Origin of the sequence: Actinomadura sp. J1-007 (assembly GCF_009793335.1) — a bacterium.
Taxonomy (GTDB): domain Bacteria; phylum Actinomycetota; class Actinomycetes; order Streptosporangiales; family Streptosporangiaceae; genus Spirillospora; species Spirillospora yumaensis.
Genome location: NZ_WING01000001.1, coordinates 2822191 through 2847395, shown reverse-complemented (window position 1 = coordinate 2847395; position 25205 = coordinate 2822191). Strand labels below are relative to the sequence as shown.

22 protein-coding genes and 2 pseudogenes are annotated in these 25205 nt (G+C 71.7%); 15 read left to right on the top strand and 9 right to left on the bottom strand.

Annotated elements, in window-relative coordinates; all coding sequences use genetic code 11:
* Positions 1-39: 39 nt before the first annotated feature.
* Positions 40-1110, bottom strand: a complete 1071-nt coding sequence (locus tag GEV43_RS12875) for a quinone-dependent dihydroorotate dehydrogenase (protein WP_160820896.1) — start codon at positions 1108-1110, stop codon at positions 40-42.
* A 261-nt stretch (positions 1111-1371) separates the two neighbouring features.
* Between GEV43_RS12875 and GEV43_RS46810 the strand changes: the two genes are divergently transcribed.
* Positions 1372-1626, top strand: a complete 255-nt coding sequence (locus GEV43_RS46810; protein WP_164717132.1) for a DUF6243 family protein — start codon at positions 1372-1374, stop codon at positions 1624-1626.
* A gap of 101 nt (positions 1627-1727) precedes the next feature.
* Here the strand turns inward: GEV43_RS46810 and GEV43_RS12870 are convergent, their stop codons facing one another.
* Positions 1728-2930, bottom strand: a complete 1203-nt coding sequence (locus GEV43_RS12870; protein ID WP_160820895.1) for a hypothetical protein — start codon at positions 2928-2930, stop codon at positions 1728-1730.
* 204 nt (positions 2931-3134) lie between these two features.
* Here GEV43_RS12870 and GEV43_RS12865 point away from each other — a divergent pair, with 204 nt between their 5' ends.
* Positions 3135-4202, top strand: a complete 1068-nt coding sequence (locus tag GEV43_RS12865) for an SCO0930 family lipoprotein (protein ID WP_206681151.1) — start codon at positions 3135-3137, stop codon at positions 4200-4202.
* A 384-nt stretch (positions 4203-4586) separates the two neighbouring features.
* Positions 4587-5024: a hypothetical protein gene (locus GEV43_RS12855; protein ID WP_160820894.1), complete on the top strand. Its 438-nt coding sequence runs from the start codon at positions 4587-4589 to the stop codon at positions 5022-5024.
* A 296-nt stretch (positions 5025-5320) separates the two neighbouring features.
* On the opposite strand, the gene GEV43_RS12850 is transcribed toward GEV43_RS12855, so the two are convergent.
* The 3 genes and pseudogenes from GEV43_RS12850 to GEV43_RS12835 form a co-directional block, all read right to left on the bottom strand.
* Positions 5321-5503, bottom strand: coding sequence for a DUF397 domain-containing protein (locus GEV43_RS12850; RefSeq protein ID WP_160820893.1), 183 nt, complete (start codon positions 5501-5503; stop codon positions 5321-5323).
* A gap of 210 nt (positions 5504-5713) precedes the next feature.
* Positions 5714-6570: pseudogene (locus GEV43_RS12840) on the bottom strand (helix-turn-helix domain-containing protein).
* 176 nt (positions 6571-6746) lie between these two features.
* The gene (locus GEV43_RS12835; RefSeq protein ID WP_160820890.1) at positions 6747-8081 is read right to left on the bottom strand and encodes an ammonium transporter; all 1335 of its coding nucleotides are present in this window, start codon (positions 8079-8081) and stop codon (positions 6747-6749) included.
* A 560-nt stretch (positions 8082-8641) separates the two neighbouring features.
* Here GEV43_RS12835 and GEV43_RS12830 point away from each other — a divergent pair.
* The 4 genes and pseudogenes from GEV43_RS12830 to GEV43_RS12815 form a co-directional block, all read left to right on the top strand.
* Positions 8642-9901 (top strand): extracellular solute-binding protein, encoded by a 1260-nt coding sequence (locus GEV43_RS12830; RefSeq protein ID WP_206681149.1) that lies wholly within the window; start codon positions 8642-8644, stop codon positions 9899-9901.
* A gap of 13 nt (positions 9902-9914) precedes the next feature.
* Entirely contained in the window at positions 9915-10850 is a 936-nt protein-coding gene (locus GEV43_RS12825) for a carbohydrate ABC transporter permease (RefSeq protein ID WP_160820888.1), read from the top strand.
* On the top strand, positions 10850-11779 hold the full coding sequence (locus tag GEV43_RS12820; RefSeq protein WP_160820887.1) for a carbohydrate ABC transporter permease: 930 nt from the start codon (positions 10850-10852) through the stop codon (positions 11777-11779). Before GEV43_RS12825 ends, GEV43_RS12820 begins: the two co-directional genes overlap by 1 nt.
* Positions 11780-11803: 24 nt before the next feature.
* A pseudogene (locus tag GEV43_RS12815) lies at positions 11804-12940 on the top strand (ABC transporter ATP-binding protein); the annotation flags it as partial.
* Between the two features lie 163 nt (positions 12941-13103).
* Here GEV43_RS12815 and GEV43_RS50105 read toward each other — a convergent pair.
* Positions 13104-13952, bottom strand: coding sequence for an NAD(P)-dependent oxidoreductase (locus GEV43_RS50105; RefSeq protein WP_160820886.1), 849 nt, complete (start codon positions 13950-13952; stop codon positions 13104-13106).
* A gap of 111 nt (positions 13953-14063) precedes the next feature.
* Here GEV43_RS50105 and GEV43_RS12805 point away from each other — a divergent pair, with 111 nt between their 5' ends.
* Positions 14064-14504, top strand: a complete 441-nt coding sequence (locus tag GEV43_RS12805) for a MarR family winged helix-turn-helix transcriptional regulator (RefSeq protein WP_160820885.1) — start codon at positions 14064-14066, stop codon at positions 14502-14504.
* A 23-nt stretch (positions 14505-14527) separates the two neighbouring features.
* A complete protein-coding gene (locus GEV43_RS12800; RefSeq protein ID WP_160820884.1) occupies positions 14528-15244 on the top strand; it encodes a class I SAM-dependent methyltransferase in 717 nt (238 codons plus the stop codon).
* 122 nt (positions 15245-15366) lie between these two features.
* On the opposite strand, the gene GEV43_RS12795 is transcribed toward GEV43_RS12800, so the two are convergent.
* A complete protein-coding gene (locus tag GEV43_RS12795) occupies positions 15367-18015 on the bottom strand; it encodes a S8 family serine peptidase (RefSeq protein WP_160820883.1) in 2649 nt (882 codons plus the stop codon).
* Between the two features lie 234 nt (positions 18016-18249).
* Between GEV43_RS12795 and GEV43_RS12790 the strand changes: the two genes are divergently transcribed.
* Both GEV43_RS12790 and GEV43_RS12785 read left to right on the top strand, forming a co-directional pair.
* The gene (locus tag GEV43_RS12790; RefSeq protein ID WP_160820882.1) at positions 18250-18435 is read left to right on the top strand and encodes a hypothetical protein; all 186 of its coding nucleotides are present in this window, start codon (positions 18250-18252) and stop codon (positions 18433-18435) included.
* 615 nt (positions 18436-19050) lie between these two features.
* Positions 19051-20001 (top strand): acyl-ACP desaturase, encoded by a 951-nt coding sequence (locus tag GEV43_RS12785; RefSeq protein WP_160820881.1) that lies wholly within the window; start codon positions 19051-19053, stop codon positions 19999-20001.
* A 149-nt stretch (positions 20002-20150) separates the two neighbouring features.
* Here GEV43_RS12785 and GEV43_RS12780 read toward each other — a convergent pair whose 3' ends face one another.
* On the bottom strand, positions 20151-20627 hold the full coding sequence (locus GEV43_RS12780; protein WP_160820880.1) for a MarR family winged helix-turn-helix transcriptional regulator: 477 nt from the start codon (positions 20625-20627) through the stop codon (positions 20151-20153).
* A 62-nt stretch (positions 20628-20689) separates the two neighbouring features.
* On the opposite strand from GEV43_RS12780, the gene GEV43_RS12775 reads away from it, so the two are divergent.
* Positions 20690-21058 (top strand): VOC family protein, encoded by a 369-nt coding sequence (locus GEV43_RS12775; RefSeq protein ID WP_160820879.1) that lies wholly within the window; start codon positions 20690-20692, stop codon positions 21056-21058.
* Between the two features lie 150 nt (positions 21059-21208).
* Here the strand turns inward: GEV43_RS12775 and GEV43_RS12770 are convergent, their stop codons facing one another.
* Positions 21209-22693, bottom strand: a complete 1485-nt coding sequence (locus GEV43_RS12770) for a carotenoid oxygenase family protein (RefSeq protein WP_160820878.1) — start codon at positions 22691-22693, stop codon at positions 21209-21211.
* 111 nt (positions 22694-22804) lie between these two features.
* On the opposite strand from GEV43_RS12770, the gene GEV43_RS12765 reads away from it, so the two are divergent.
* The 3 genes from GEV43_RS12765 (at position 22805) to GEV43_RS12755 (ending at position 25175) form a co-directional block, all read left to right on the top strand.
* Positions 22805-23389: a TetR/AcrR family transcriptional regulator gene (locus GEV43_RS12765; RefSeq protein WP_160820877.1), complete on the top strand. Its 585-nt coding sequence runs from the start codon at positions 22805-22807 to the stop codon at positions 23387-23389.
* 129 nt (positions 23390-23518) lie between these two features.
* The gene (locus tag GEV43_RS12760) at positions 23519-24097 is read left to right on the top strand and encodes an RNA polymerase sigma factor (RefSeq protein WP_160820876.1); all 579 of its coding nucleotides are present in this window, start codon (positions 23519-23521) and stop codon (positions 24095-24097) included.
* The gene (locus GEV43_RS12755) at positions 24090-25175 is read left to right on the top strand and encodes a hypothetical protein (RefSeq protein WP_160820875.1); all 1086 of its coding nucleotides are present in this window, start codon (positions 24090-24092) and stop codon (positions 25173-25175) included. The genes GEV43_RS12760 and GEV43_RS12755 overlap by 8 nt, the downstream gene beginning before the upstream one ends.
* Positions 25176-25205 lie beyond the last annotated feature (30 nt).

Sequence of the window (25205 nt, the reverse complement as noted above, 5' to 3'; positions counted from 1 at the left end):
AGGCGATGAGGAGGTGCGGCGAAGGGGCGCCGGCGTGGGTCAGCGGCGGGCTTCGTCCAGGGTGCGGAACGCGCTGCCGCGCAGGCGCGCGGCCAGATCGCGGTGGACGCGCCGGGCCCAGAACGGTCCGCCGTAGATCATCGCGGTGTAGCCCTGGACGAGCGTCGCGCCCGCCCGGATCCGCTCCCACGCGTCGCCGGCGTCCTCGACGCCGCCGACCGAGACCAGGACGAGCCGGTCGCCGGCGCGGGCGCGCAGCCGCCGCAGCACCTCCAGCGAACGGTCCTTCAGCGGCGCGCCGGACAGCCCGCCCGCCTCCTTGACCAGCGCGGCGTCGGAGGCGAGGCCCTCGCGGGCGATCGTGGTGTTGGTCGCGATGATCCCGTCGAGGCCGAGTTCGAGGGCGAGGTCGGCGACCGCGTCCACGTCGCCGTCCGCCAGATCGGGGGCGATCTTGACCAGCAGCGGCACCCGGCGCGGCGCGACCCGGTCGGCGGCCTCCCGCACGGCCGCGAGGAGCGGGCGCAGGTGCTCCACGGCCTGGAGGTCGCGCAGTCCCGGCGTGTTGGGGGAGCTGACGTTGACGACGAGGTAGTCGGCGTACGGCGCGAGGCGCTCGGTGCTCGCCACGTAGTCGGCGGCGGCCTCGGCCTCCGGGACGGCCTTGGTCTTGCCGATGTTGACGCCGACGATCGTGCCCGGACGGCGGCGCCGCAGGCGGCGGGCGGCGGCGTCCGAGCCCTCGTTGTTGAAGCCCATCCGGTTGATCACCGCGCGGTCCCGGACCAGCCGGAACAGCCGCGGCCTCGGGTTGCCCGGCTGGGCGCGCCCGGTGACGGTGCCGATCTCGACGTGCCCGAAGCCGAACGCGCCGAGCGCCTCGTACGCCCGCGCGTCCTTGTCGAACCCCGCCGCCAGCCCGAGCGGCCCGGGGAACTCCAGCCCGAGCGCGCGCACGGTCAGCGCCGGGTCGGCGCGCCCGAGCAGGCGGCGCAGCAACGGCGCGGCGCCCGGTACGGCCTGGATCGCGCGCAGCGCCCGCATCGTCAGGTGATGGATGGTCTCCGCCGAGACCCGGGTGATGACCAGTGAGAACAGAAGTCGATACATCGGCACGAGTATCCCAGCCCGCCCGGAAAAACCGGTTGAGGGGCCGCCGCGCCGCCTCCTAGCGTGTGGCCCATGTTGCTCAACACCTGCGCCACCGCGTGGTGGCCCACGCCGCTGCGCGCGAAGCCCCCGGCCCCCGCCCTCACCGGGTTCCGCCGGGCCTGAGCACGACCGGCCTTCGGGCCGGAGCACCGCTCCCGCGCGGCCGGACCTGGGTGCAGTACGCATTCGCACAGCACACCAGCCGGACGGGAGAACCCCATGTCCAAGCGTCGCAACGGCCTTCTGGGCGTTGGCGGTCAACGCCAGTCGATCCCCCGCAACCAACTGCGCGGCGGACGCGGATCGACGGGAACGAGCGGCAACGACCCGCTCGCCCAGAAAAAGGAACTGCTCCGCAAGATGCGCGAACGTTCCGAAGACCGCGTGAACGGAGAAGACCTTGAGGAGCGCACGACCGGAGAAGTCTCCGCAGGCGCTCCTGAAGGGCGCGTGACAGCAGCAGAAGAAGAATGACGGCTCGCGCCGGTCCCGTCTCGTACGGGACCGGCGCGGCTTTCTTTTGGGCGGGGAAAGCCCTTGTTCTCGGTGCCTTGATGGCCTGCGTTCGGCGGGCGTCAGCCGCGGAAGGCGCGGCGGAGTTGGAGGCGGACGTCGCGGGCCGTCTGGCGTACGGGGGCGATGAGGTTGTGGTTCGTCCAACGCAGCGGGTCGCGGACGGAGACCTGCCAGGTGCGGCGGACGCCGAGGCCGATCGGGCGCAGCACGTTGGCCTTGGTCCAGCGGGCCGGGGCCATGACGAGCACGTTCCAAAGCCAGCGTAGGAACCGGCCTGCGAGCCGTCCGCCCTCTGCTATTCCGCGCAGGATCGGGGCGAGGAAGTAACGCCAGATCACGACGGCGGGCAGCACGAAAAGGATTCGCGCGAGGAAACGCAGCACGGCGGCGACCGCGCGCCACGCCCACATGAAAGCGGCGCCTAGCGCGACGGCGGCGCGGGCGATGCCGTGGCCGATCCGGGTGCAGATCCAGGCGATTCCGCGGAGCGGCGGCCACAGAACGTACCGCCAGAGCAGGACGGCCGGGAGCACGATCAGTACGCCGAGCAGCCAGGCCAGCCCGGTCCCGATGGCGGTGAGGACCGCCCGCAGCACGAGTGCCGTATTGCGCAGCAGCCAGGAGAGCGGGTTGACGAGCAGCAGTTCGAGCGTCCGTCCGACAAAGGCGAGAACGGCGCCGAAGCCCATCGCGATGGCCCCGCCGATGGCGGCGAAGAAACGTCCGATCGGCGCGAGCAGGACGCGGCGGATCCAACTGCCGAGCCGTCCCGTTCCGCGGCCGAAAAGGCGGAGCACGCCCCAGACCACCACGACGGCCAGCCAGCGGACGGGCCGGACGACCAGCAGGTCGAGCAACCCGGCGACGCCGCGTCCGATGGCGAGGAACAGGCGGGCGACGGCGCGTCCGAGCCACGCCAGTCCGCGGGCGGGCGGCCGGAGCAGCCACGCGTACAGCAGCCGCCCGATCCAGCGCGCTCCCGCGTCGATCGCCCGCGCGCCCGCCATCACTAGGTCGTAGACCAGCCGGAACGGCACGACGACCACGAAAGCGATCACCCGGGCCGGCACGACGAGCCATGCCGGCCCCGACGCCCCGGGCCCGGCTTCCGCCGCAGGGGCCCGGCGCGCGGCGTCCCGCCCGTCCGGCCGCAACGAGCCGTGCGCGCGGGACGGGCCGCCGCCCTTGGCCAGGTCGACGGCCGGTCGGTCGGGCCGGTCGGGCCGGGAGGGCGGGGCGGCGCCGGGGCCGGGGGTGGTCACTGGTGCTACCTCATCTGACGTGGGGGCGGGCTCAGGGGATCCGACCCGGCGCGGAGCCGCCGGGTTCCCCTTCCGTGGAGTGTCGGTCAACACGTTCGTCCCGGTGAGAGGCCGGTGTCCCGATCCGCGCGGGATGGCGGTTGAACCCCTTCCGCGTCGTTCACCGTACTGCCCGGCGATCCCGAACGACTTGGAGGACACCAGATGCACATCCCACGTTGGGCGGTCCCAGCGGCGGCGGCCCTCACCGCGTCCGGGATGCTCCTGACCGCGTGCGGGTCGGAGGGCACCGGAAAGCAGAAGAACGCGGCGGCGGGCACGTCGCAGGCGCCGGAGGCGGACCCGTCGGGCGATCCGTCCGAGCCCGCCCCCGAGCCGACGACCCTGGAGGTCGCGAGCGTCGCCGAGCTCGGCAAGGTCGTCACCGACGGGGACGGCAGGACGCTGTACCGCTTCGACGACGACACCGCCCGGCCGCCCGCGTCCACCTGCATGGGCGCCTGCGCGAAGGCGTGGCCGCCGGTGTGGGCGGGCGAGGGCGACCCGGCGCTCAAGGGCGTCCGGCGGTCGCTCGTCGGCAAGGTCAAGCGGCCGGACGGCAAGTGGCAGGTCACGCTCGGCGGGTGGCCGCTGTACCGGTACGCCAAGGACCGCAGTCCGGGCGACGTCAAGGGGCAGGGCGTCGGCGGCACCTGGTACGCCAGCGCGCCGACCGGCAAGAAGGCGGGCGCGGCGGCGGCGCCGCCGGCGCGGCAGGGCGGAGGGCAGGGCCGCTGGGCCGGATGGACGACCGTCAAGGCCGAACGGGACCCGAAGCTCGGCACGATCCTCACCGACGGCAAGGGCCGGACGATGTACCGGTACGACAAGGACCGGCCGAAGGTGACCAACTGCTTCGGCGCCTGCAAGAAGGCGTGGCCGCCGGTGACGTTCACGAGCTGGAAGAAGCTCAGGCTGGAGGGCATCGACCGCAAGCTGATCGGCTTCATCGAGCGCAAGGACGACGGCAGGTGCCAGCTCACGGTCAACGGCTGGCCGATGTACTACTACGCGCAGGACCGGCGGGCCGGTGACACCAACGGCCAGGGCGTCAAGAACGTCTGGTGGGTCGTGAACCAGCAGGGCAAGAAGGTCACCGCGAACGCCGGGACCTCCGGCTCCGGCGGCACGGGAGGCTACGGCTCCGGGGCGGGTTCGGGCGGCGGTTACGGCTCCGGCTCCGGCGGCGGTTACGGCTCCGGCGGCGGTTACGGGTCGGGTGGTGGCTACTGAGCCGTTCGCCCGGTCCCCACTGGACGAAGGCGCGGAGGCTCTCGCGGGTCGGTCGGGGCTCGCGAGACCTCCGCGCCTTCCCGTACGCCCCGCGTAGACTGGAAAAAATTCCAGACACCTGGCGGGCGGCAGATCCCAATCTGCGACCTGGCATTCTGCCTGGCGCTGCCATCACCCACCTACGCCTAGCAGGCGGTTCGCTGACCTGCGATGCGTCCCCACTCAACTTCGCTGCGTGGCTGACAGCCGGGTTTCGTTGTGCCATGTGTCACTCTGCCGGGTGCTAACAACCAGGTTGCTTTGAAATGCCCGTTCCGCGTGCCATCCTGGGGTCAGCCGCCGGGACGCGCACCCAGCGCCGCCCCGCTCGGAGCCGAGGTCACGATGACAGCGATTCCAGCACTGCCGCCGGACGAGCACGCGGACGCCGGTGGAAACGGAACCTCCCCGGCCTCGCACGACGGGCCGCACCGCCCCCGCCTCGTCCGCTCCGGCGACCGTCCCCGCCTGATCTACCGGCTGCTCCTCGCGGTCGACATCCAGGGCTACAGCGCCCGTACCCCGCTGCTCCAGCTCCAGGCCCAGACCGACCTGCGCGACGTGCTCGAACGGGCCGCCGCCGACACCAGCCTCGACCGCCGGCTCTGGTTCCAGCAGGTCAGCGGGGACGGAGAGCTGGACGTGCTGCCGGACGACGCCGACATCGCGCATGTCGTCGGCTGCTTCGCCACCGCCATGGAACGTGCCCTCGCCGACCTCAACCGGACGGCGGCCCCGAGCGCCGCCTGCGGGTGCGGCTGGCCCTGCACTACGGCACGCTGATCCTCGGCGAGCCCGCGTCGTTCGGGCCCGCCGGGAACGCTCCCGTCGTCGTCAGCCGGCTGCTGGACGCCCGGCCGCTGCGCCGGGCCCTGGTCGCGCGCGCCGACCGCGACCTCGCGCTGATCGTCTCCGACCGCCTCTTCGAGGACATCGTCCGCAGCGGCCTGTGCGCCCTGCCGCCGGAGGATTTCCAGGCGATCCGTACGACGGTGAAAGGCGTGCTCTACCAGGGGCACGTCTACGACCCGGCACCCAGGGCGAAGGGCCTGCTGAACGACGAGGGAGCCTGCGCGGAATTATCGGAAGGCGCGGCCGGGACGCGCGCGGACCACCGCGAGCAGCTCTCTCCAGTCGGCGCGCCCGAGGACGATGACCGGGCCCGAACGGTCCTTTGAATCGCGTACGTGGACGGCCGTTCCGTCGGTCGCCACTTCGACGCAGGAACCGCCTTCGGCGTTACTGCTCGTCCGCCATTGCATGTTTCACTCCAACGCGCACGCCGGAGATGCGTCTTTTCGCCGACCGGCCGACCGGGCGCTGATCCGGGGAGCGGAGATCTTGCCGGGTCTGTCAGAAGCCAGTGTAAAGCGAAGAAGGGACTCAAGCCATGAACGGCTGCATTCCCGGTCACAGTGGTCGGACAGCGATAAAGGCGAAATAGCGCCCGGCCGATACCGATGCCGGACGGGCTAGAGTTCCTCGGCGAGCCGGTTGAGGAGCACGGCCGTCCCCTCGGGCCGCAGCGACAGCTCGCGGAGCTGCTCGAAGGTCTCGCGGTAGGTCACCACCGCCTCCTGGAGATCGCGCGTCACCCGCATGTCGCGCGGGCTCTCCAGGTGCAGGACGTCGTCGTCCTCGGCGGAGGCGAACTCCAGGATCGTGAAGGCGCCCTGGAGGCCGGGGTGGACGCCCGCGGTGAACGGCACGACCTCGATGACGACCTGCGGGTGGCTGGCCAGCTCGACCAGGTGGCGGAGCTGCTCGCGCATCACGCGCGGGCCGCCGATCTGCCGCCGCACGGTCGACTCGTCGACGATGAAGAACAGCAGCGGCGGGTGGTCGCGTTCGAGGATCTCCTGGCGGCGCATCCGGACCTCGACCAGCGCGTCGACGTCGCCGCGGCGCTCGGGGAGATGATGCCGCTGATGTAGGCGTGGGCGTACTCCTGGGTCTGGAGCAGCCCGGGGATCACCAGCGGCTCGAACTGCCTGATGGCGGCGGCGGCCGACTCGTACCCGATCAGGTCGTAGTACTGCTGGGAGATGACCTTCTTGTAGCCGCTCCACCACGCGCGCTCGCGGGCGGCGCGGGCGAGGGTGACCAGCTCGGCGATCCGCTCCTCCGCGACGCCGTAGAGCGAGAGCAGGGCGCGCAGGTCGGTGGTGGAGATGTTGACCGCGCCGGACTCGATGCGGATCACCTTGGACAGCGACCAGTCGAGGCTCTCGGCCACCTGGTCCTGGGTCAGTCCGGACCCGTCCCTGGACCTGCGCAGCTCGACGCGCAGGCGACGCTGCCGCACCGTCGGACTCTCGGCTGCCGCCATCGGCCCTCCCCTCACGGGCCACGCTGCTGCGCGCGACTCCATCGGTCCCCCGCAATAGAGCCATAAGCCACCTAGCATAATGCGCGGTGGCTTACAGCGTAGCTCATTGTGACATCTCCTTCCCCAGGGCGCGGGTCACTTTCGGTAAAGCGCGGGAATGGGACGCTGCTTCGTCCCTATTGCCTGGTGGATGGCGGTATCTGGGCCTGGGTGGAATGGGGCGGGAACGGCGCGGGGGAGCCGAGCGGCGCGGGTGGGCCGAGGGGCGTCGCGTGTCCGAGGACGCCGTGCTCGTACGCCGTCTCGGCGTGCAGGGCGAGGTCGATGCCGGACGTCTCGTCCTCCGCGCTCACCCGGAACCCCATGGCCTTGTCGATCAGCTTGGCGAGCCCGTACGTCACGGTGAACGCGTACAGCCCGACGACCGGGACCGCGACCGCCTGCCTGCCGAGCTGGGCGAGGCCGCCGCCGAGCAGCAGGCCCTCCGGCCCGCCGGTCATCATCCGCGCGGCGAGCAGGCCGATGAGCATCGTCCCGACGATCCCGCCGACGAGGTGGACGCCGACGACGTCGAGCGAGTCGTCGTACCCGAGCCGCAGCTTCCAGCCGACGGCGTACGAGCAGACCACCCCGGCGGCGAGCCCGACCGCGACGGCGCCGAGGACGTTCACCGAGCCGCAGGACGGGGTGATCGCGACCAGCCCGGCGACCGCGCCCGACGCGGCGCCGAACGTGGTGGGGCTGCCGTCGCGGCGCTGCTCCACGAGCAGCCAGCCGAGCAGGCCGGTGCAGCCGGCGACGAGGGTGTTGAGGAAGACCGCGGCGGCGGTGCCGTCGGCGGCGAGCGCGGAGCCCGCGTTGAAGCCGAACCAGCCGAACCACAGGAGCCCGACGCCGAGCAGCACCATCGGCAGGTTGTGCGGGCGCATCGCCTCCTTGCGGAAGCCGATGCGCGGGCCGAGGACGAGCGCCATGGCGAGGCCGGACGCGCCGGAGGCGATCTCGACCACGAGCCCGCCCGCGTAGTCGAGCGCGCCGAGGTCCTGGATCCAGCCGCCGCCCCACACCCAGTGCGCGATCGGGACGTACACCAGCAGCGCCCACACCGGGACGAACACCATCCACGCGGAGAACCGGGCGCGGTCGGCGACGGCGCCGCTGATCAGCGCGGCGGTGAGGATCGCGAACGTGAGCTGGAACGTCGCGAACAGCAGCGCGGGCACGTGGCCGTGCGCGGTGTCGGGGGTGAGCCCGGCGAGGCCGAGGTGGTCGAGGTCGCCGATCAGCCCGAGGCCGCGCACGTCGTCCCCGAAGGCCAGGCTGTACCCCGCGACCAGCCACACGAGTGTGACCAGGGCGATGGACACCAGGCTCATCATGATCATGTTGAGCGTGCTCTTCGCGCGCACCATCCCGCCGTAGAACAGCGCGAGCCCCGGGGTCATCAGGAGCACCAGAGCCGTGCTGGCCAGCAGCCACGCGGTCGCGCCGGCGTCGATCCTCTCGGGCACGTCGTCCTCCCCTTCCGGCCGCGTTCGGTCGCGGTCCGGGCGTTCGGACGAGGATCACCGGCGTCCGTTTCGAGAGTTATGCCGCTTTGTTTCTGATGTGTTTCGTGTTTCAGCGGGGTTTCGGTTCCCTCACCGCCACGAAAAGGCATCTCGACAGGTCCTGGGTCCGGTGTTTGAGTGGAGATCGGTCCCGCCACGCATGCGGCCCGGCGAAGTGCCCGCAGGTGGTGGGTCGCGTCGGGAGGCCCGATGGTCGAGCGAGTCGAGCGGATTCAACGAGCCGAGCGGATTCAACGAGTCGGACGAGCCGAACGAACGGTCGGACGGACGGGAAGACGGCCCGGGGGCGAACGGGCCGGAGGCAGACGGGCTGGGGGCGAACGGCCCGAAGGCAGACGGGTCGGAGGCAAACGGGCTGGGGCGAAAGGCCCGGGGGTGAACGGGCCGGAGGCAGAAGGGCCGAAGGCAGACGGGCTGGGGGCGAGTGGCCCGGGGGCGAACGGGCAAGGCGGACCGGGGGCGGACGGACCGGGCGCAGGGGGGCCGCGGGGCGCGGGGCGGTGGCGGCGGTGCTGCTGGCGGGCGGGCTCGCCGCCTGCGGCGGGGGCGGGGGAACGCCCACGCTGCGCTGGTACACCAACCCCGACGACGGCGGGCAGGCCAAGCTCGCCGCGGAGTGCACGCGGGCGTCGGGCGGCCGCTACAAGATCGAGACATCGGTGCTGCCCATCGACGCGACGGCGCAGCGCGAGCAGCTCGTCCGCAGGCTGGCGGCGAAGGACTCGGGGCTCGACATCATGAGCCTCGACCCGGTGTTCGTGGCCGAGGCCGCCAACGCCGGGTTCCTCCGCGCGTTCCCGCCGAACGAGGCGGAGCAGTTCACGCGCGGCGTGTTCCCGCCCGCGGTGCGGAACTCCACGTGGGAGGGCAAGCTCTACGCCGCGCCGTTCTGGGCCAACACCCAGATCCTCTGGTACCGCAAGTCGGTGGCGAAGAAGGCGGGGGTCGATCCGTCCGCGCCGGGCTTCACCTGGGACAAGCTCATCGACGCGGCGCTGCGCAGCGGCACCACGGTCGGCGCCCAGGGCAACAAGTACGAGGGCTACATGGTGTGGGTGAACGCCCTCATCGCGTCCGCCGGCGGGCAGATCATCGGCAGCGCGGAGAAGGGTGACGACGCCACGATCGGCATCGACTCTTCGGCGGGCCACCGCGCGGCGCAGGTCATCTCCAGGCTGGCGCGCTCGAGGGCGGCGAGCCCGACGCTGTCGACCGACATCGAGGAGCAGGCGCGGTCGCTGCTGAACGGCCCGCGCGGCGGCTTCATGGTCAACTGGGGCTACATCTGGCGGGCCGAGAACGGCGACGCCGAGGACGGCGTGATCGACAAGCGCATCCCCGCCGACCTCGGCTGGGCCCGCTATCCGGCGGTCGACCCCGGCCGGCCGAGCAAGCCGCCGTTCGGCGGGATCGAGCTCGGCATCGGGGCGTACGGCAAGTACCGCGACACCCTCGCCGTGGAGGCCGTGCGGTGCGTCACCTCCACGCCGAACATGAAGAAGTACATGATCGACTCGGGCAACCCGGCGGCCCGCGCCGAGGTCTTCGACGATCCGGAGATCGTCAAGGAGTTCCCGATGGCGGGGCTGATCCGCGACTCGATCAACGCCGCCGCGCCGCGGCCGATCACCCCGTACTACACCGACGTGTCCGGCGCGGTGCAGAGCCGCTGGCACCCGCCCGCGTCGGTGGACGCGGGGACGCCGCACCGGTCCGGCACGTTCATCCGCCAGGTCCTGCGCGACCAGGCCCTGCTGTGAGGGGACGGCTCCGATGACCGCAGTGCAATCCGCCCCGGTCGCGGGACGCCCGGCCGGGCGCGCCGAGGTCTCCGACCGCAGCCGGGCCGAACGCCGGCTCGGGCTCCTGCTGTCCGCGCCGGCCGTGCTGGTCATGCTGGTGGTGACCGCGTACCCGCTGTTCAACGCGCTGTACCTGTCGCTGTTCAGCTACCGGCTGACGGCCCCGGACGACCGGCGGTTCGTGTGGTTCGGCAACTACGCCACCGCGCTGTCGGACCCGCTGTTCTGGCAGGACGTGCTGACCACGTTCCTGGTCACGGCGATCACCGTCGTGGTGGAGCTGGTGATCGGGTTCGCGCTGGCGATGGTGATGCACCGGGCGCTGTTCATGCGCCGCACCGTCCGCACGGCGATCCTGCTGCCGTACGGCATCGTCACCGTGATCTCGGCGTTCGCCTGGCGGTACGCCTTCGACCTCCAGTCGGGGTTCGTCAACCAGTGGTTCGGGCTCGGCGACTACGCGTGGTTCTCCGGCCGCTGGTCCTCGCTGTCGGTGATCATCCTGTCGGAGATCTGGAAGACGACGCCGTTCGTGTCGCTGCTGCTGCTCGCGGGCCTCGCGCAGGTGCCGCGCGACCTCGGCGAGGCCGCGACGGTGGACGGCGCGACCGCCTGGCAGCGGCTGTGGCGGGTGACCGTCCCCAACATGAAGGCCGCGATCCTCGTCGCGGTGCTGTTCCGCACGCTCGACGCGTGGCGGATCTTCGACAACGTGTTCGTGATGACGTCCGGGCAGCAGCACACCGAGACGCTCTCGTTCCTCACCTACCGGCAGACGATCTCCCGGACCGCGATCGGGCTCGGCGACGCCGTCGGGGTGCTGCTGTTCCTGTCCGTCGTCCTCATCGCCGTCGTGTTCATCCGGGGCTTCCGGGTGGACCTGTCCCAGGTACGGGGTGACCGCTGATGGAGTCCACGCGTGCGAGCCGCTTCCGGGGACGCGGCCCGGAATCCCAGGGGGCCGGGGCGAAGAAGGCCGGAGCGAAAGAGGGCGGCTCCCAGGGGGTCGGGGCGCGGGGCGAGAAGTCCCTGTGGATCGCGGCGTCGGTGCTGATCCTCGTCTGGACGGTGTTCCCGATCCTGTGGATCGTGATGCTGTCGTTCAAGCGGCCGGGCGAGATCGGCAACTCGCGCGGGTTCCTGCCCGAGCACTGGACGTGGGACAACTACCGGACGGTGTTCAGGACCGACCTGTTCACCTCGGCGCTGATCAACTCGATCGGGATCTCGCTGATCGCCACGTTCGTCGGGGTGGTGTTCGCGACGCTCGTCGCGTACGCGATCGCGCGGCTGGAGTTCCCCGGCAAGAAGACCATCCTGTCGTTCGCGCTGGCGATCGCGATGTTCCCCGTCGTGTCGCTCGTCGGGCCGCTGTTCAACCTGTGGCGGGACGTCGGCCTGTACGACACGTGGCCCGGCCTGATCATCCCCTACATCTCGTTCGCCCTGCCGCTCGCGATCTGGACGCTGTCGGCGTTCTTCCGCGAGATCCCGTGGGAGATGGAGCAGGCCGCGCAGGTGGACGGCGCGACCACCTGGCAGGCGTTCCGCAAGGTGATCGTGCCGCTCGCCGCGCCGGGCGTGTTCACCGCGGCGATCCTGACGTTCTTCTTCTGCTGGAACGACTTCGTCTTCGGCATCTCGCTGACCTCGACCGACAGCGCGCGGCCCGTCCCGGCGGCGCTGGCGTTCTTCAGCGGCGCCTCGCAGTTCCAGCAGCCCACCACCGCCATCTGCGCGGCGGCGGTCGTGGTGACCGTCCCCGTCATCGTCATCGTCCTGCTGTTCCAGCGCCGCATCGTGGCCGGTCTGACGTCCGGCGCCGTCAAGGGCTGAGCCGAGGGCAGAGGAGAACCGAGCATGGCCGCCATCACCATGAAGAACATCGTCAAGCAGTACGGCGACGGCTTCCCGGCCGTGAACGACGTGTCCCTGGACGTGCGGGACGGCGAGTTCATGATCCTGGTCGGGCCGTCCGGCTGCGGCAAGTCGACGCTGCTCCGGATGATCGTCGGGCTGGAGGACATCACGTCCGGCGAGATGCGGATCGGCGAGAAGGTCGTCAACACGGTCGCGCCCCGGCGGCGCAACCTGTCGATGGTGTTCCAGAACTACGCCCTCTACCCGCACCTCACGGTGTACGAGAACATCGCGTTCCCGCTGCGGCTGGCGAAGCGTTCCGACGAGGAGGTCCGCCGCCGCGTCACCGAGACGGCCAAGCTGCTGGAGCTCACCGAGCACCTCGAACGCAAGCCCGCGAACCTGTCGGGCGGGCAGCGGCAGCGCGTCGCGATGGGCCGGGCGATCGTCCGGCAGGCCGACGCGTTCCTGTTCGACGAGCCGCTGTCGAACCTCGACGCGAAGCTGCGCGGCCAGATGCGCACCGAGATCTCCCGGCTCCAGCGGCGGCTCGGCGTCACCACCGTGTACGTGACGCACGACCAGACCGAGGCGATGACGCTCGGCGACCGCGTCGCGGTGCTGCGCAAGGGCATCCTCCAGCAGGTCGGCAGCCCGCGCGAGCTGTACGAGCAGCCCGTGAACCTCTTCGTCGCCGGGTTCATCGGCTCGCCGTCGATGAACTTCCTGCCCGCGTCCGTGGACGGCACGTTCCTGGAGACCCCGATCGGCCGCTTCGACCTGCGCGACGAGCGGAAGGCGTCCGCCGTGGGGGACCGCGACGTCGTCCTCGTGGGCGTCCGCCCGGAGGACTTCGAGGACGCCTCGCTGGTGAGCGAGGACAAGAGGGCGGCGGGCGCGCTGGTCCGCGTGCACGTGGACGTCACCGAGTGGCTCGGCAACGAGCAGTACGCCTACGTGCCGTACGAGGCGCCCCGGGAGCTCGCCGACCAGCTCCGGGAGCTGTCGCGCGAGCTGGACAGCGACCAGATGCGCACCCAGGCCGTCGTCTCGCTCGACGCGTCCAGCCTGATCACGGCGGGGGACGAGGCGGAGCTGTGGATCAACACCTCCAGGCTGCACATCTTCGACCCGGCCACGGGCGAGAACCTGACCCGCGACGAGGCGCGGGTGACGGAGCTGGCCGACCACGCGACGCGCGTCCGCGAGGCCCAGCGCCGCGCGCAGCGGCCCGATGCCCCGCGGACTGAACGCGGCGCGCCGCCCGGCCGCCGCCGGGCCGCCGCCGGGGCGGGTCGGGTCAGAGGGCGCCGACCTCGCGGGCGCTGGCGACGGTGGGGTGGATCGGGCGGTAGCCGAGCCGGCGGCGGATCTTGGCGGTGTCGGCGATGCTCTCCCACGGGTGGTCGAGCGGGCGGTCCGCGGCGCCGTCCGGGAACCTCTCGCCGTTCAGCTCCATCAGCTCGTACGCGGTGACGGGCGCGTCGTCGGCCACGTTGAAGATCTCGCCGTCGGCGCCGTCCGCGCGCAGCGCCCGCAGCAGCGCCTGCGCGACGTCGGCGTGGTGGACGGTCTGGAGCCGCTTGTGCGGGGGCCACTCGCGCGCCCACTCCAGCGACTCGGCCAGGTGCGGATCGCCCTCGCCGTAGACGAACGCGAGGCGCATGACGCGCAGCGGGAGGCGGTCGGACTCGTGCAGCGCGCGCAGGTCCCGCTCGGCCGCGATCTTGGTCGTCGGGTACGGCCAGGGCGGCGGGGTGGGCTCGTCGTCCTCGCGCGACGGGCGGTCGGGCCGTCCGACCCCGTAGACCAGCGTCGTCCCGGCGAACACGAACCGCGCGGCGCCCCCGCGCAGCGCGGCCTCGGCCAGCGCGACCGTCGCGCCGTGGTTGACCGCCGCGGCCTCCCCCTCCGACTCCTCCAGGAACGCCGCGCCGAGGTGGACGACCGCGTCCGCGCCCTTGACCGCGTCGTCGACCGTTCCGCCGTCGCGCAGGTCGCCGAGGACGACCTCGGCGCCGAGCCGCTGGAGGGGCTCGGCGCGGGCGGCGTCGCGGGCGAGGATCCGGACGGGTTCGCCCGCGCGCAGGAGGCGGGGGACGAACCGGCTGCCGACCCTGCCCGTCGCGCCGGTCACCAGTGTGGTCATGGCCTGCCCTCCGGAGCACTCGTCGCCGCCTACCGGACGACGGTAACAGAAGCTTTGAGGCATCCAATCTTTTAATGCCCCAAACCATCCGGCCGCCGTACGATGACCGGCATGCCGGCACAGGACCCCGAGCAGGACGAACGCCTCAGGGCCGAGATCTGGAGATCGCTGTACGACTTCTTCCTGGGCGAGCACGAGCGGCTCCTCCAGTCGGTGTCGGGTCTCGGCGTCAGCCCCGGCGACCTGAAGGCGCTGATGCGGCTCGTTCCGGGACGCGGCGAGCCGATGCGCGCGCTCGCCGACACCTGGCGGTGCGACGCCTCGACCGTGACCTGGATCGTGGACCGGCTGGAGCGGCAGGGACTGGTCGAGCGCCGTCCCCACGAGAGCGACCGCCGCGTCAAGGTCGTCGCGCTGAGCGAGCGTGGCCGCGACCTCCAGGCCGCCCTGTTCGCGCGCCTGTACCGCCCGCCCGCCGCCCTCGCGGACCTGCCGCCCGCCGAGCTGGAGGCGCTGCACCGTGCCGCCGCCCGCCTGCGTCCGCACTCTTGATCTTGTATGGCACGATCGGGGGAATGACGAGCGACCCCATGTACGAGCATTTCGCGCACGAATACGCGGACCACGCCGAGAGCGGCGCCTACAACGCCCTCTACGACCGCCCGGCCGTGCTGGGCCTCGCCGGCGACGTTGAGGGCAAGACCGTCCTGGACGCCGCCTGCGGCCCCGGCTTCTACGCCCGCGACCTGTTCGCGCGCGGCGCCGCCCGCGTCATCGCCTGCGACGTGAGCCCGACGTTCGTGGAGATGACCCGGGAGCGCACCGGCGGCCGGGCCGAACCGCACGTGCACGACCTCGCCGAGCCGATGGACTGGCTCGCGGACGGCTCGGTCGACCTCGCCGTCCTCGCCCTCGCCGTGCACTACCTGGACGACGCGGTGGCGCTGCTGCGCGAGCTGCGCCGGGTCCTGGCGCCCGGCGGCGCGGTGGTGCTGTCCACCGAGCACCCCACCACCAAATGGCTCAGGCTCGGCGGCTCCTACTTCGAGGAGAGCGTCGTGGAGGAGTCGCTGAGCGACGACGCCGACTGGCCGGTCCGGGCCTGGCGGCGCCCGCTGACCGCGATCTGCGCGCAGTTCCGCGAGGCCGGCTTCCTCATCGACGAACTCCTCGAACCGCTGCCCGCCCCCGAGATGGCCGACCTCTTCCCCGACGACTACGCCGCCCTCCAGAACGCACCCGCCTTCATCGCGTTCCGCCTCGTTCCCCGCGAAGAACACGCGCACGCCTGACGCACGCGCACGCCTGACGCACGCGCACGCCTGACGCACGCGCACGGGTGACACGCGCGGGGCGGGTCGGGAGCGCCTCTCCCGGGGGCGGGGTGGGCCGGGCCCCCGGGAGAGGAGCCGGGTCAGGCCAGGCCGTACGCGCGGATCACCGTCTGGGTGACCGCGTTGCCGGACCTGTCGGTGGCGGTGGCGCGGAGCGAGACGTTCGCCGCGCCGGACGGCGGGCGGATCGTGACGGCTCCGGCGGCCGGGGTTCCGGCGACGGGGACGTTCCGCCAGGTGGCGCCGTCATCGAACGACGCCTCCACCGTGAGGGACTTCGGGGCGGACGCGGGCGCGCCCGCGTTGCGCTCGACCCAGACCGGGACCACCGTCGCACGGCCCTTCGGGGCGCGGTTGTGGTCGTCCAGCCCAGCGGGCATGAAGTTGACCACCTGGAGCGGCAGGCGCGCGGTCGCGTCCGCCGCTCCCGTCGTCGCCGAACGGAACGTCCACACGGTGTCGAGCCTGGTCGAGACCTTGGCGAGCGGGCTCGACTCGCGGGTCAGCGACTCGTGCAGCGTGTAGGTCCGTTCGCCGGGCGGGACGTCCGCCTTCAGCTCGACCGAGCCCCGGCCGGGCCGCAGCGTGCCTTCGGCGACGACCGCGCCGCCCTCGCTCAGCCGCAGCGTGCCCTCGGTGGCGTTGTCGATCCCGCACGCGTCGCGGACGCCCGTGACCGGGCAGGACGTCGAGACCTTGAGCCGGTCGTCGGTGCGCAGGTTGCTCCAGTCGTTGAGGTTCTGGCCGAGCACGCCCGCGTTCACGACGTCGGCCTGGGGACCCGGGCGGTACGAGCGGGCGGCGCCCCGGTACACGTGGACGACCTCCGTGGCGTCCGGATCGTCGTACATCAGCAGTTCCGAGTACCACACGATCGTCCTGTCGGCGCGCAGGTAGAGGGTGAACGAGCCGGGGAGCGGCCGCGTGACGCTCTGCGAGACGCTCTCGAACGAGTCGGTCGAGCTGTTGTAGGCGGCCCACCGCATCGTTCCCGGACCGCCGTTCCCGTGCGAGCGGACGGTCGTCCGGATCTTCGCCATCGCGGCCTGCCGCGTGTGCAGGCTCGGGTCGGCGGGGATCGCGCCGAGCGCGTAGCGGTAGTCGCGGAACACGTACGGGCTCGGCTGGTCCTCGGTCGCGCCCTTCCGCTGCCACAGCGTGGTGACGGCGTAGCGCAGGCGCGGATCGGTGGCGGGCTGCACGGAGATCCGCCGCTGCGCGTCGCCGTACAGGTACATGATCGCGGACGCGCCGCCGCCCTTCGAGAACGTCATCGTCGCGGTCATGTCGCCGAGCTCCGCGCCCGCCAGGTCGTTGGTCGCGTCGACGGGGACGGTCGTGCGGGCGTCGAGGGGGATCGTCCGCGCGCCCGGCCCGAGCTCGTGCACCTGCCGGAACCCGCTGGTCCACGCGTCGCCGGTCCTGACCTGCGAGCTGACGTCGTACGTCCCGGCGGGCACGCGGGCGCGCACGACGCCGTCCTCGCCCGCCATCGCGTTGAACGACTCCCAGGTGTCCACGTTGATCAGCGACACGTAGGTGTAGGGCGCCGGCCTGCCCTCGCGGTCCGTCGCGGGCAGCGTGAGGGCGGCGGTCGGCGGCTCGACGTACCCGCCGACCGGGGTCTTCACGCTGGGCCCGCCCGCGGCGCTCGCGTTGACCGTCCCGGTGAACGTGCCGGCCTTCAGCCCGTCGATGCCGCGCACGGTGAGCGTGACGGCGGCCTCGCCCTCGGCGGGGACGGTGACCTCGCTCCGGTCGAGGGAGTACGCGGCGGCGGGCAGCGGCTTGCCGTTCGCGTCCGCCAGCGCCACGGAGGTGACGAGCGGGACCGCCGTGCCGGAGGAGTTGGAGTAGGTGATCTTCCTGGTGAACCCGGACGGCCCCGAGTCCGGCCAGCGGACGTCCGCCCGCACGCTCGCGGGCGACGCGGTGATCTCCTGCTTCACGGCCCGCGCGAGATCGACCCGCCCGGCGCCCTGCACCCCGACCGGCACGTTCGGGAGCTGCTTCGCCGCGCCCATCAGCATGGCCTTGACGCGCTGCCCGTCCCACCCGGGATGCTGCTGCGCGACGAGCACGGCCGCGCCGCTGACGTGCGGCGCCGCGGTGGACGTCCCCGACAGGCGCGTGTAGTGGTCGTCCACCGGCGACCCGAGGCCGGTGCCCTTCGCGCGGGCGGCCACGATGCCGGCGCCGGGCGCCATGATCTCCGGCTTGACCGCGTAGTCCGAGGCGCGCGGGCCCTGCGTCGCGGTGGCCGGACGGTCCTCGCGGTCCACGCTGCTCACGGCCAGCGCGGACTCCGCGGCGGCCGGGAGCGCGATCATGCCCGGCGCCGGCCAGAACAGGTCGCCCGCGGCCCCGACGAACAGCGTCCCCGTCTCGGCCGACAGGTCGTTGACCGCCTGCTCGACGGGATCGGCCGCGGGCGAGTCGCAGAAGCAGGTCATGCTCAGGTTGACGACCTTCGCCTTGGCCTCCTTGGCGGCCCACGCCATGCCGTCGATCAGCCAGGACTCCTGCCCCTGGCCGGTGTCGTCCAGCACCTTCCCGCTGACGAGGTCGGCGTCCGGCGCGACGCCCCGGTACCTGCCGCCGGACGCGGCCCCCGACCCGGCGACGACCGAGGCGACGTGCGTCCCGTGCCCGGAACGGTCTCCGGCGTCCGCCGTGTTCGTGAAGTTCTTGCTCTCGGCCACCTTGAGGTCGGGATGCGAGCCGTCCACCCCGTGTCGAGGACCGCGACCTTCACGCCCTTGCCGGTATAGCCCTTCTCCCAGAACGACGGCGCGCCGATCTGCGGGACGCTCCCGTCCGTACTGGCCTTAGTCCGGCCGTCGAGCCAGAGCCGTGCGGATTTGTCGGCGGTGAACGCCTTCCAGAGGTTCGGCAGGTTCTTTTTTGAGGGTTCTAGTGCGGTGAGGTCCTTGTTAGCGGTGAGGGTGTGGGTGCGGGTATTGATGGCCGATCTGGTGTTGAGGGATTTGGCGATCAGCGGCAAGGAGGGGCGGTGTTCGTCGCCGTACTGCGAGGCGAGCAGTCGGTCGACCTCGAACAGCCGCGGGTCGAGCCGTCCCGCCGCGATCAGCGGCAGCGCGTCCACCGGCGTCACGGTGATCTTTTCCTTGTCGACCACCGCCGAGTAGCCGGTCCGTACCCGTCCGGGGCGCGGGGCGAGCGCGATTCGCGGGCTCTGGCCGGGACGCGGTGTGACCGTGACCTGGTCGCCGGTGACCAACGTGACGGTCCGCGCTCCGCCAGGGCCCTTGGCGTCGGGCGTGGACGCTTGCGCGCCTGCGGATCCGGCCGTCCCCGTCCGCGCGGCGGCTGGGGCCGCGGCGACCGGGGCCGCGGCGACCGGGATTGTCAGCAGGACGGCCGTGGCGGCGGCCAGTCGTCGGCGTTGTCGTCGGACCCTGCTCGGTTCTCTCGGGCTCGGCTCTCTCGTCACGGCGGCCACTCCTCGGCGCGGGGAGAACAACCATGCCACCATAAGCTGGCATGATCGCCGCCGCCAGACCCATCCCTCCCCGGTCTTGGCCGCATCAGGGCACGGCTCCGCGTCCGCTCCATTCCGGCGGCGTTGCGCGGTGTTGTCAGACGAATGACAACGGGGTGGCACCAGAGGCGCACCTGAACGACAAGAGAGGCGTCCGGCGGCCTAACTACGCTCTCCGGCATACGTTCGCGCATTTCCGGGATGGCCGCCCAGCAGAACGGCCACGCTCCGCGAGCATTCCGCTACGTGAAGGGCTGGGCATTTGTCGATCGCGCCTGTTTCCAAGTCCGAAGTCGAGCTGTTCATCGAGCTGGAGCCGACGGTCGAGAAGGAGGTGAACCGGCACGTCGCCACGGCTGAGGAATGGTTCCCGCACCAGTACGTCCCGTACAGCGAGGGCCGCACCTACTCGGGAGTCGTGGACGGCGAGGACTGGGAGCCCGGCGATTCCAAGGTGGCGCCCGAATCCCGCGAGGCCCTCCTCGTCAACCTCCTCACCGAGGACAACCTGCCCGGCTACCACTACGCGCTGCGCAGCGTCTTCGGCCAAGAGGGCGCGTACGGCTACTGGACGAACCGGTGGACCGCGGAAGAGGACCGCCACGGCATCGTCATCCGCGACTACCTCACGGTCACCCGCGCCATCGACCCCGTCGCCCTCGAACGCGCCCGGATGAAGCACCTCCAGGTCGGCTACGCGATGCCGCACGGCAAGGACCTTCTGCGCGGAGCCACGTACGTCGCGTTCCAGGAACTGGCGACCCGCGTTTCGCACCGCAACACCGGCAAGGCGTCCGGCGAACCCCTGTGCGAACGCATGATGGCCCGCGTCGCCAAGGACGAGAACCTGCACATGATCTTCTATCGGAACTTCATCGGCGCCGCGTTCCAGGCGGACCCGAGCCAGACCCTCCGCGCCGTGGCCGACGTCGTCACCACGTTCGAGATGCCCGGCAACACCATCGACGGATTCCTGCGCAAGTCCGTCGCGATCGCCAACGCCGGGATCTACGACCTGCGCCTCCACCACGACGAGGTCGTCATGCCGATCCTCCGGAAGTGGGGCGTCTTCGACCTGTCCGGCCTGGACGCCGAGGCCGAACAGGCCCGCGAACGCCTCGCCGCGTTCCTGGAGAACCTCGACCAGGCCGCCACCAGATTCGAGGACCGCCGCGCCGAACGCCAGGCCCGCAAAGCCGCCCGCCAATCCTGAGCCGCGGGCCGCATGGTCTCGCTGAGCTGACCGAGACGGACGCCCCGGCTACCGCCCACCCGCCGCCCTCCGCGCCGAGATCCAGGCACGCCACTCGGCCTACGTCCTCTCGCCCTGCAACCGCTGCGAGACGTGCGTCGGGGGACGAGCTATCCATCACCGTTGCCGTTGCCGTTGCCGTTGCCGTTGCGGAGGGAGTGGATCATGCTCTGGAGGATCCGGTGCGCCTCTGACTGCTCGGTCTCGGTCAGGCCGGCCAGCATTCGGACCTCGACGGACCGGACGGCTGCGGTCGCCTTCTGGAGGCTCCGCCGGCCGCGAGGTGTGAGCCGGGTGGGAAGTGCCTTCCCGACGGGGGCCTGTGCGGGCCGGGTCACGTAGCCGTCTCGTTCCAGGGCCTGGAGCAGCACGTTCATCGTCTGCCGTGTCACGAACGCGCCCCGCGCGAGCTCGGAGTTCGACAGGCCCGGCCGTTGGGCCAGCAGTTCGAGGCAGGAGTAGTGCGTCACGCTCATCCCGAGCGGCCGCAGCACCTCCTCCATGGCCGCGCGCAGCGCGCTCGAAGCCTCTTTCAGCAGGTAGCCCAGGGATGTCCGCAGGTCGACGCCGTCGCCGTCTTGACTCATGTCAGTATTCTGACATACGTTGGTCTATGTCAGGAATCTGACATATAAAGGAGGAGTTCACCATGCCCGCAACCGGTCCCGACTTCATCTCGCTGCAAGCGCGCGACCTCGACGCCTCGCAGGCGTTCTACGAGCGGTACCTCGGTCTCGTCCGCTCGCAGGCCGGGCCTCCGCACGCCGTCGTCTTCGAGACCAAGCCGATCGCCTTCGCGCTCCGCGAGGTGATCCCCGGCACCGATCTCGCATCCGTCGCCCAGCCCGGCATCGGTGCCGCGATCTGGCTCCACGCCACGGACGTCCAGGCCATCCACGACGCCCTCGTCGCCGACGGCCACACCATCGTCTCCGCGCCGATCGACGGCCCCTTCGGCCGGACGTTCACCTTCGCGGACCCCGACGGCTACCAGATCACCCTCCACGACCGCGCCTGACATGCCGGACCCCGCCGGGCGACGAGCCGAGCGGGACCCGGGACGGCGCAGGCCCTGCCCGGGCCGCTGGGCGCAGTTGAGATCTGGGGGGCACCACGGGGGGAAATGGCCGTGTGGTGACCGGGTCAGGGTCACCACACGGAGGGTTTCTCAGGTGCCCGCGATCCAGCTTCCGTGGAGGCCGAGCGGAATCCGGCTCGGCAGGTGGATCCGGGCGATCGGCTTGGCGGTGAAGTCCTGGGCCGAGAGGATCACCAGGTCCGAGGCGTTCCGGTCGGGGTTGTGCACGTAGGACATGACATAGCCGTCGTCCTCGCCGCGGGCGCCGCTGCGCGGGACGAAGACCGCCTCGCTCGCGCTGGCGTACCGCGGGAACCGGTGGAGCTGTGAACGGCCGGTGGCCAGGTCGTGTTTGACCAGGCCGTTGCTGAACGCCGAATCGGGGGTCGAGCCATGCCCGTACGACTTGAGGAACTCGGCGGCCGCGGCGGTGTAGCCGTACCTGTGCTTGCGGCCGACCCGCGCGTCCGGGACTCGCGGGAACTCCTGCGGCCGGTCGTCGAGCTGGTCGCGGCGGACGCGGCCCCGGGCCCGGTCGATCGTCCACCGCACCAGCGCGGGCGGCGCGCTGGTCGACAGGCGGTCGGCGCTGAACGGCGCGGGGAACTCCACGAAGTCGACCACGATGTTTCCGCCGTCGTCGTACGCGTTGAGCGTGTGTGAAATGTAAGAAGGCCGCACGGTGATCCAGGTGACCGGGCCGCCCGCGCGCGGGAAGTAGCCGACGCGGCTGGGCCGCTTCTCGTCCCACACCCAGGGAATCTTCTGTCCGTGCTGCATCGCGTCCAGATCGAACATGATGGGCTGGTCGTACAGCACGACGTACTTTTCCGTGAGGGCGAAGTCGTGCATCAGGATCGTTCCGCCCATGGGGATGTTGCGGCTCGACTTCACCTTGCCGTTGGTGCCGACCACGACGTACTGGACGTAGTCGGTGCTCTCGTTGTAGCTCACCGAATGCAGCTCGCCGCTGTCCGGGTCGAGCTTGGTGTGCGCCGACATCGTCCCGGCCCACGTGCCGTTGAAATCGCACGGCCCGACCGTGTAGAGCTCGTTGGTGAGCTCCTGCGGACGGGCGGTGCCCTCCTGGAGCGCGAAGGTCCTGCCTTGGAAGCCGATCACGTGGACGTTCGACGGGAAATCGGTTTCCGCGGGCTTTCCGCGCACCGGCTCGCCGAGCTTCTCGGCGGTCCCCTTCGCGCGGACCCAGCGGCTGCGGTACCACTCGGCCTTTCCGTCGCGTAGCTGAACGCCGTGCACCATCCCGTCGCCGGTCAGCCAGTGGTGGGCCCTCGGGTCCTCCAGCCCCAGCACGTTGGGGCCGTTGCGCAGCAGGCGGCCGGTCAGGTCCTTGGGAACCGTGCCGCTGACCGCCAGGTCGAACTCGGTCACCTCGAACGGCACCGGCGCGAACTGCCCTTCCAGGAAGGGGTTCTCACCGCCGGATCTGCCCGGCGTGGGTGCGGCCGGCTGGGCCGCGCGGGCCGGCGCCGCGCCGACCGCGACGGCTCCGAACGCCGTGCCGGCGGCGAGGCCGGTGGCCAGCGCGTGCCGGCGGGAAATCTGCTGGGGCATGATCCACCTCCGCGTGGTACGAGACAAGACGTCTCGTTCTGAGGTGAGGCTAGGCCCGGCGCGACCCCTCCGTCAAGACGAGTCGTCTCGTTTTGTATAGAATCGCTGCCCATGAGCACCGAATCGGCGAATCCGCGCTACCGGAACGAGCGCTCCCACAAGGCGATCCTCGATGCCGCGCTGAAGCTGTGCCGGGAGCAGGGCTTCGCCAAGACCAGCGTCGACGCCATCGCCAAGGAGGCGGGGGTGGGCAAGCAGACGATCTACCGGTGGTGGCCGTCCAAGGCCGCGGTGCTGGTCGAGGCGATCGACCGGCAGAGCGCGCCGTCCCCCGACTTCCCGGACACCGGCGACGTGCTGGCCGATCTGCGCGATCAGATGGTCATCGTCGCGCGGTACTTCCAGGCGGCGCAGTCCTCGACCTACCGGGAGGTCATCGGAGCCGCGCAGTCCGATCCGGCCACGGCGCAGGTGGTGCTGAACACGCTGGTCAGGCCGCGGGTCGAGGGCTGCCGAAACCGGCTGGAGCAGGCGCGGCGGCAAGGCCAGATCCGGGCCGACGTCGTACTGGACGATGTCATAGAGCTCATCTACGCCCCGCTCTACTACCGCCTGCTGCTCGGCACCCGGCCGACCACGCCCGAGCAGGTCGAGGTCATATTGAACCTGGCGTTCGACGGACTCCGGCCGCGGTAGCCGGGCCGCTCCGCGCGGTGGTCGACGCGTCCAGGCCGTACGGGCCCGTGAAGAAACCTCCGCGTTCCGGCTGACAAGGGGTGACCGCCGATACGCCCCCGAAAGGCCGGATATGACAGGGAGTCGCGGATGACGCCCTCGACGCGCGCCGTAGGCGTGCCGGAAGGGGCTTGGCACGAGCCCGATCGGTTCGCCGAGATCTACGACGAGTACTTCCCCCAGATCTACCGCTACGTGGCGGCTCGGCTCGGCCGCGACGCCGCCGCGGACATCGCCGCCGAGACGTTCCTGGACGCGTACCGCAACAGGGACCGGTTCGACCCGGCGCGCGGCGCCCTGCGGCCCTGGCTGTACGGCATCGCCACCAACCTGGTCGGCCAGCACCGGCGTACCGAGAACCGCCGCATGGCCGCGATCGCGCGTCTCGGCGCGGGAGCCGTTGCCGCCGGGCACGAGGAACGGGTCGTGGAACGCCTCACCGCCGAGGGCATGCGCCCCCGGTTGGCGGCGGCCGTGGCCGCGCTGGCCGAGGGCGACCGGGACGTGCTGCTGCTCGTCGCGGTCGGCGGCCTCGGCTACGAGGAGGTCGCGGCGGCGCTGGGGATTCCCGGCGGAACGGTCGGGTCGCGGATGAACCGGGCCCGAAGGAAGGTGCGGGAGGCGCTGGGCCGGATCGACCACGCGGATGAGGTGGAGTCCCATGGATGAGTTGACGATCGTCGCGGAGGCGTTCGACGAGGGAGGCCCGTCGGCCCTGGAGGCCGCTGACGGGCGGCGCCGCCTGGAGGAGCTGATGCGGCCGGCCGTTCCGGAGCCCCGCAGGCGGCGGTGGCGTCCGCGGCTCGGGGTCGGGCTGGGCCTGGTCGCGGCCGCCACCGCCGCAGTCCTCGCGACCGCATCCCTCGGGGACGGCGAAGGGACCCCGGCGCTGTCCAAGGAACGGGCCGCGGAGCAGCACGTTCGGGCGCGGACGTTCCTGCTGGCCGCCGCGACGAGGCTGGAGTCCGGGACGAAGCCGAACCCCTGGACGCCGCCGAAGCCGGGCCGCTACTGGCGGCAGCGCACGCTCCGGGGGCAGGCGTGGCACGTCGTCTCCGGCGGCTACGTGATCTACACCGAAGTCAGGAGCGACGCCTGGCAGCCGGGCACCGGACAGGGACGCGGCCACTTCGCCGAGAAGGCCGAGCCGGTCGGGCCGCGGACGCCTGAGGACGTGGCGGCGTGGCGCAAGGCCGGTTCCCCGACGCGCTGGCGGGCCCAGGCCGACGGCGACCGCCTCGACCTGGCCAGGGACGCCGCACCGCCAGAGCCGCACCGCCCCGTCTACATCCTGGACCCGGACACCGAACCGCCGAGCGTGCCGTCCAGGATCGCCACCGGAGCGGACCCGGCCGCATTCGTCGCGATGGCCCGCCGGGACGCCGGTTTCGTGGACGGCCGCGCCAACGAGCTGATGGCCGGGGCCCGCTACATCGGCGACAAGCTGGCCGCGCCGAAGTCGCGGGCGGCGGTGCTGCGGATGCTGGCCGGACTGTCGGGCATCCGTTCCATCGGTACGGTCCGGGACGCGTGCGGCCGTACGGGCATCGGCCTGGCCGCGCCGTGGGTCGAACGCGACGACGGCTCGGTCGTGGAATACCAGCTCGTCCTGGACCCGGACACCGACAACGTGCTCGGCGACCAGATGATCCTCAAGAAGCCGGGCAAGAGCGGAATGCGACCGGGCCTCCGCTTCGACTACACCTGCACCCTCACCGAAGGCTGGACGAACGAGACCCCCCACTGACCTGAAAACGGTGACGCGGCGAGTGCCTCC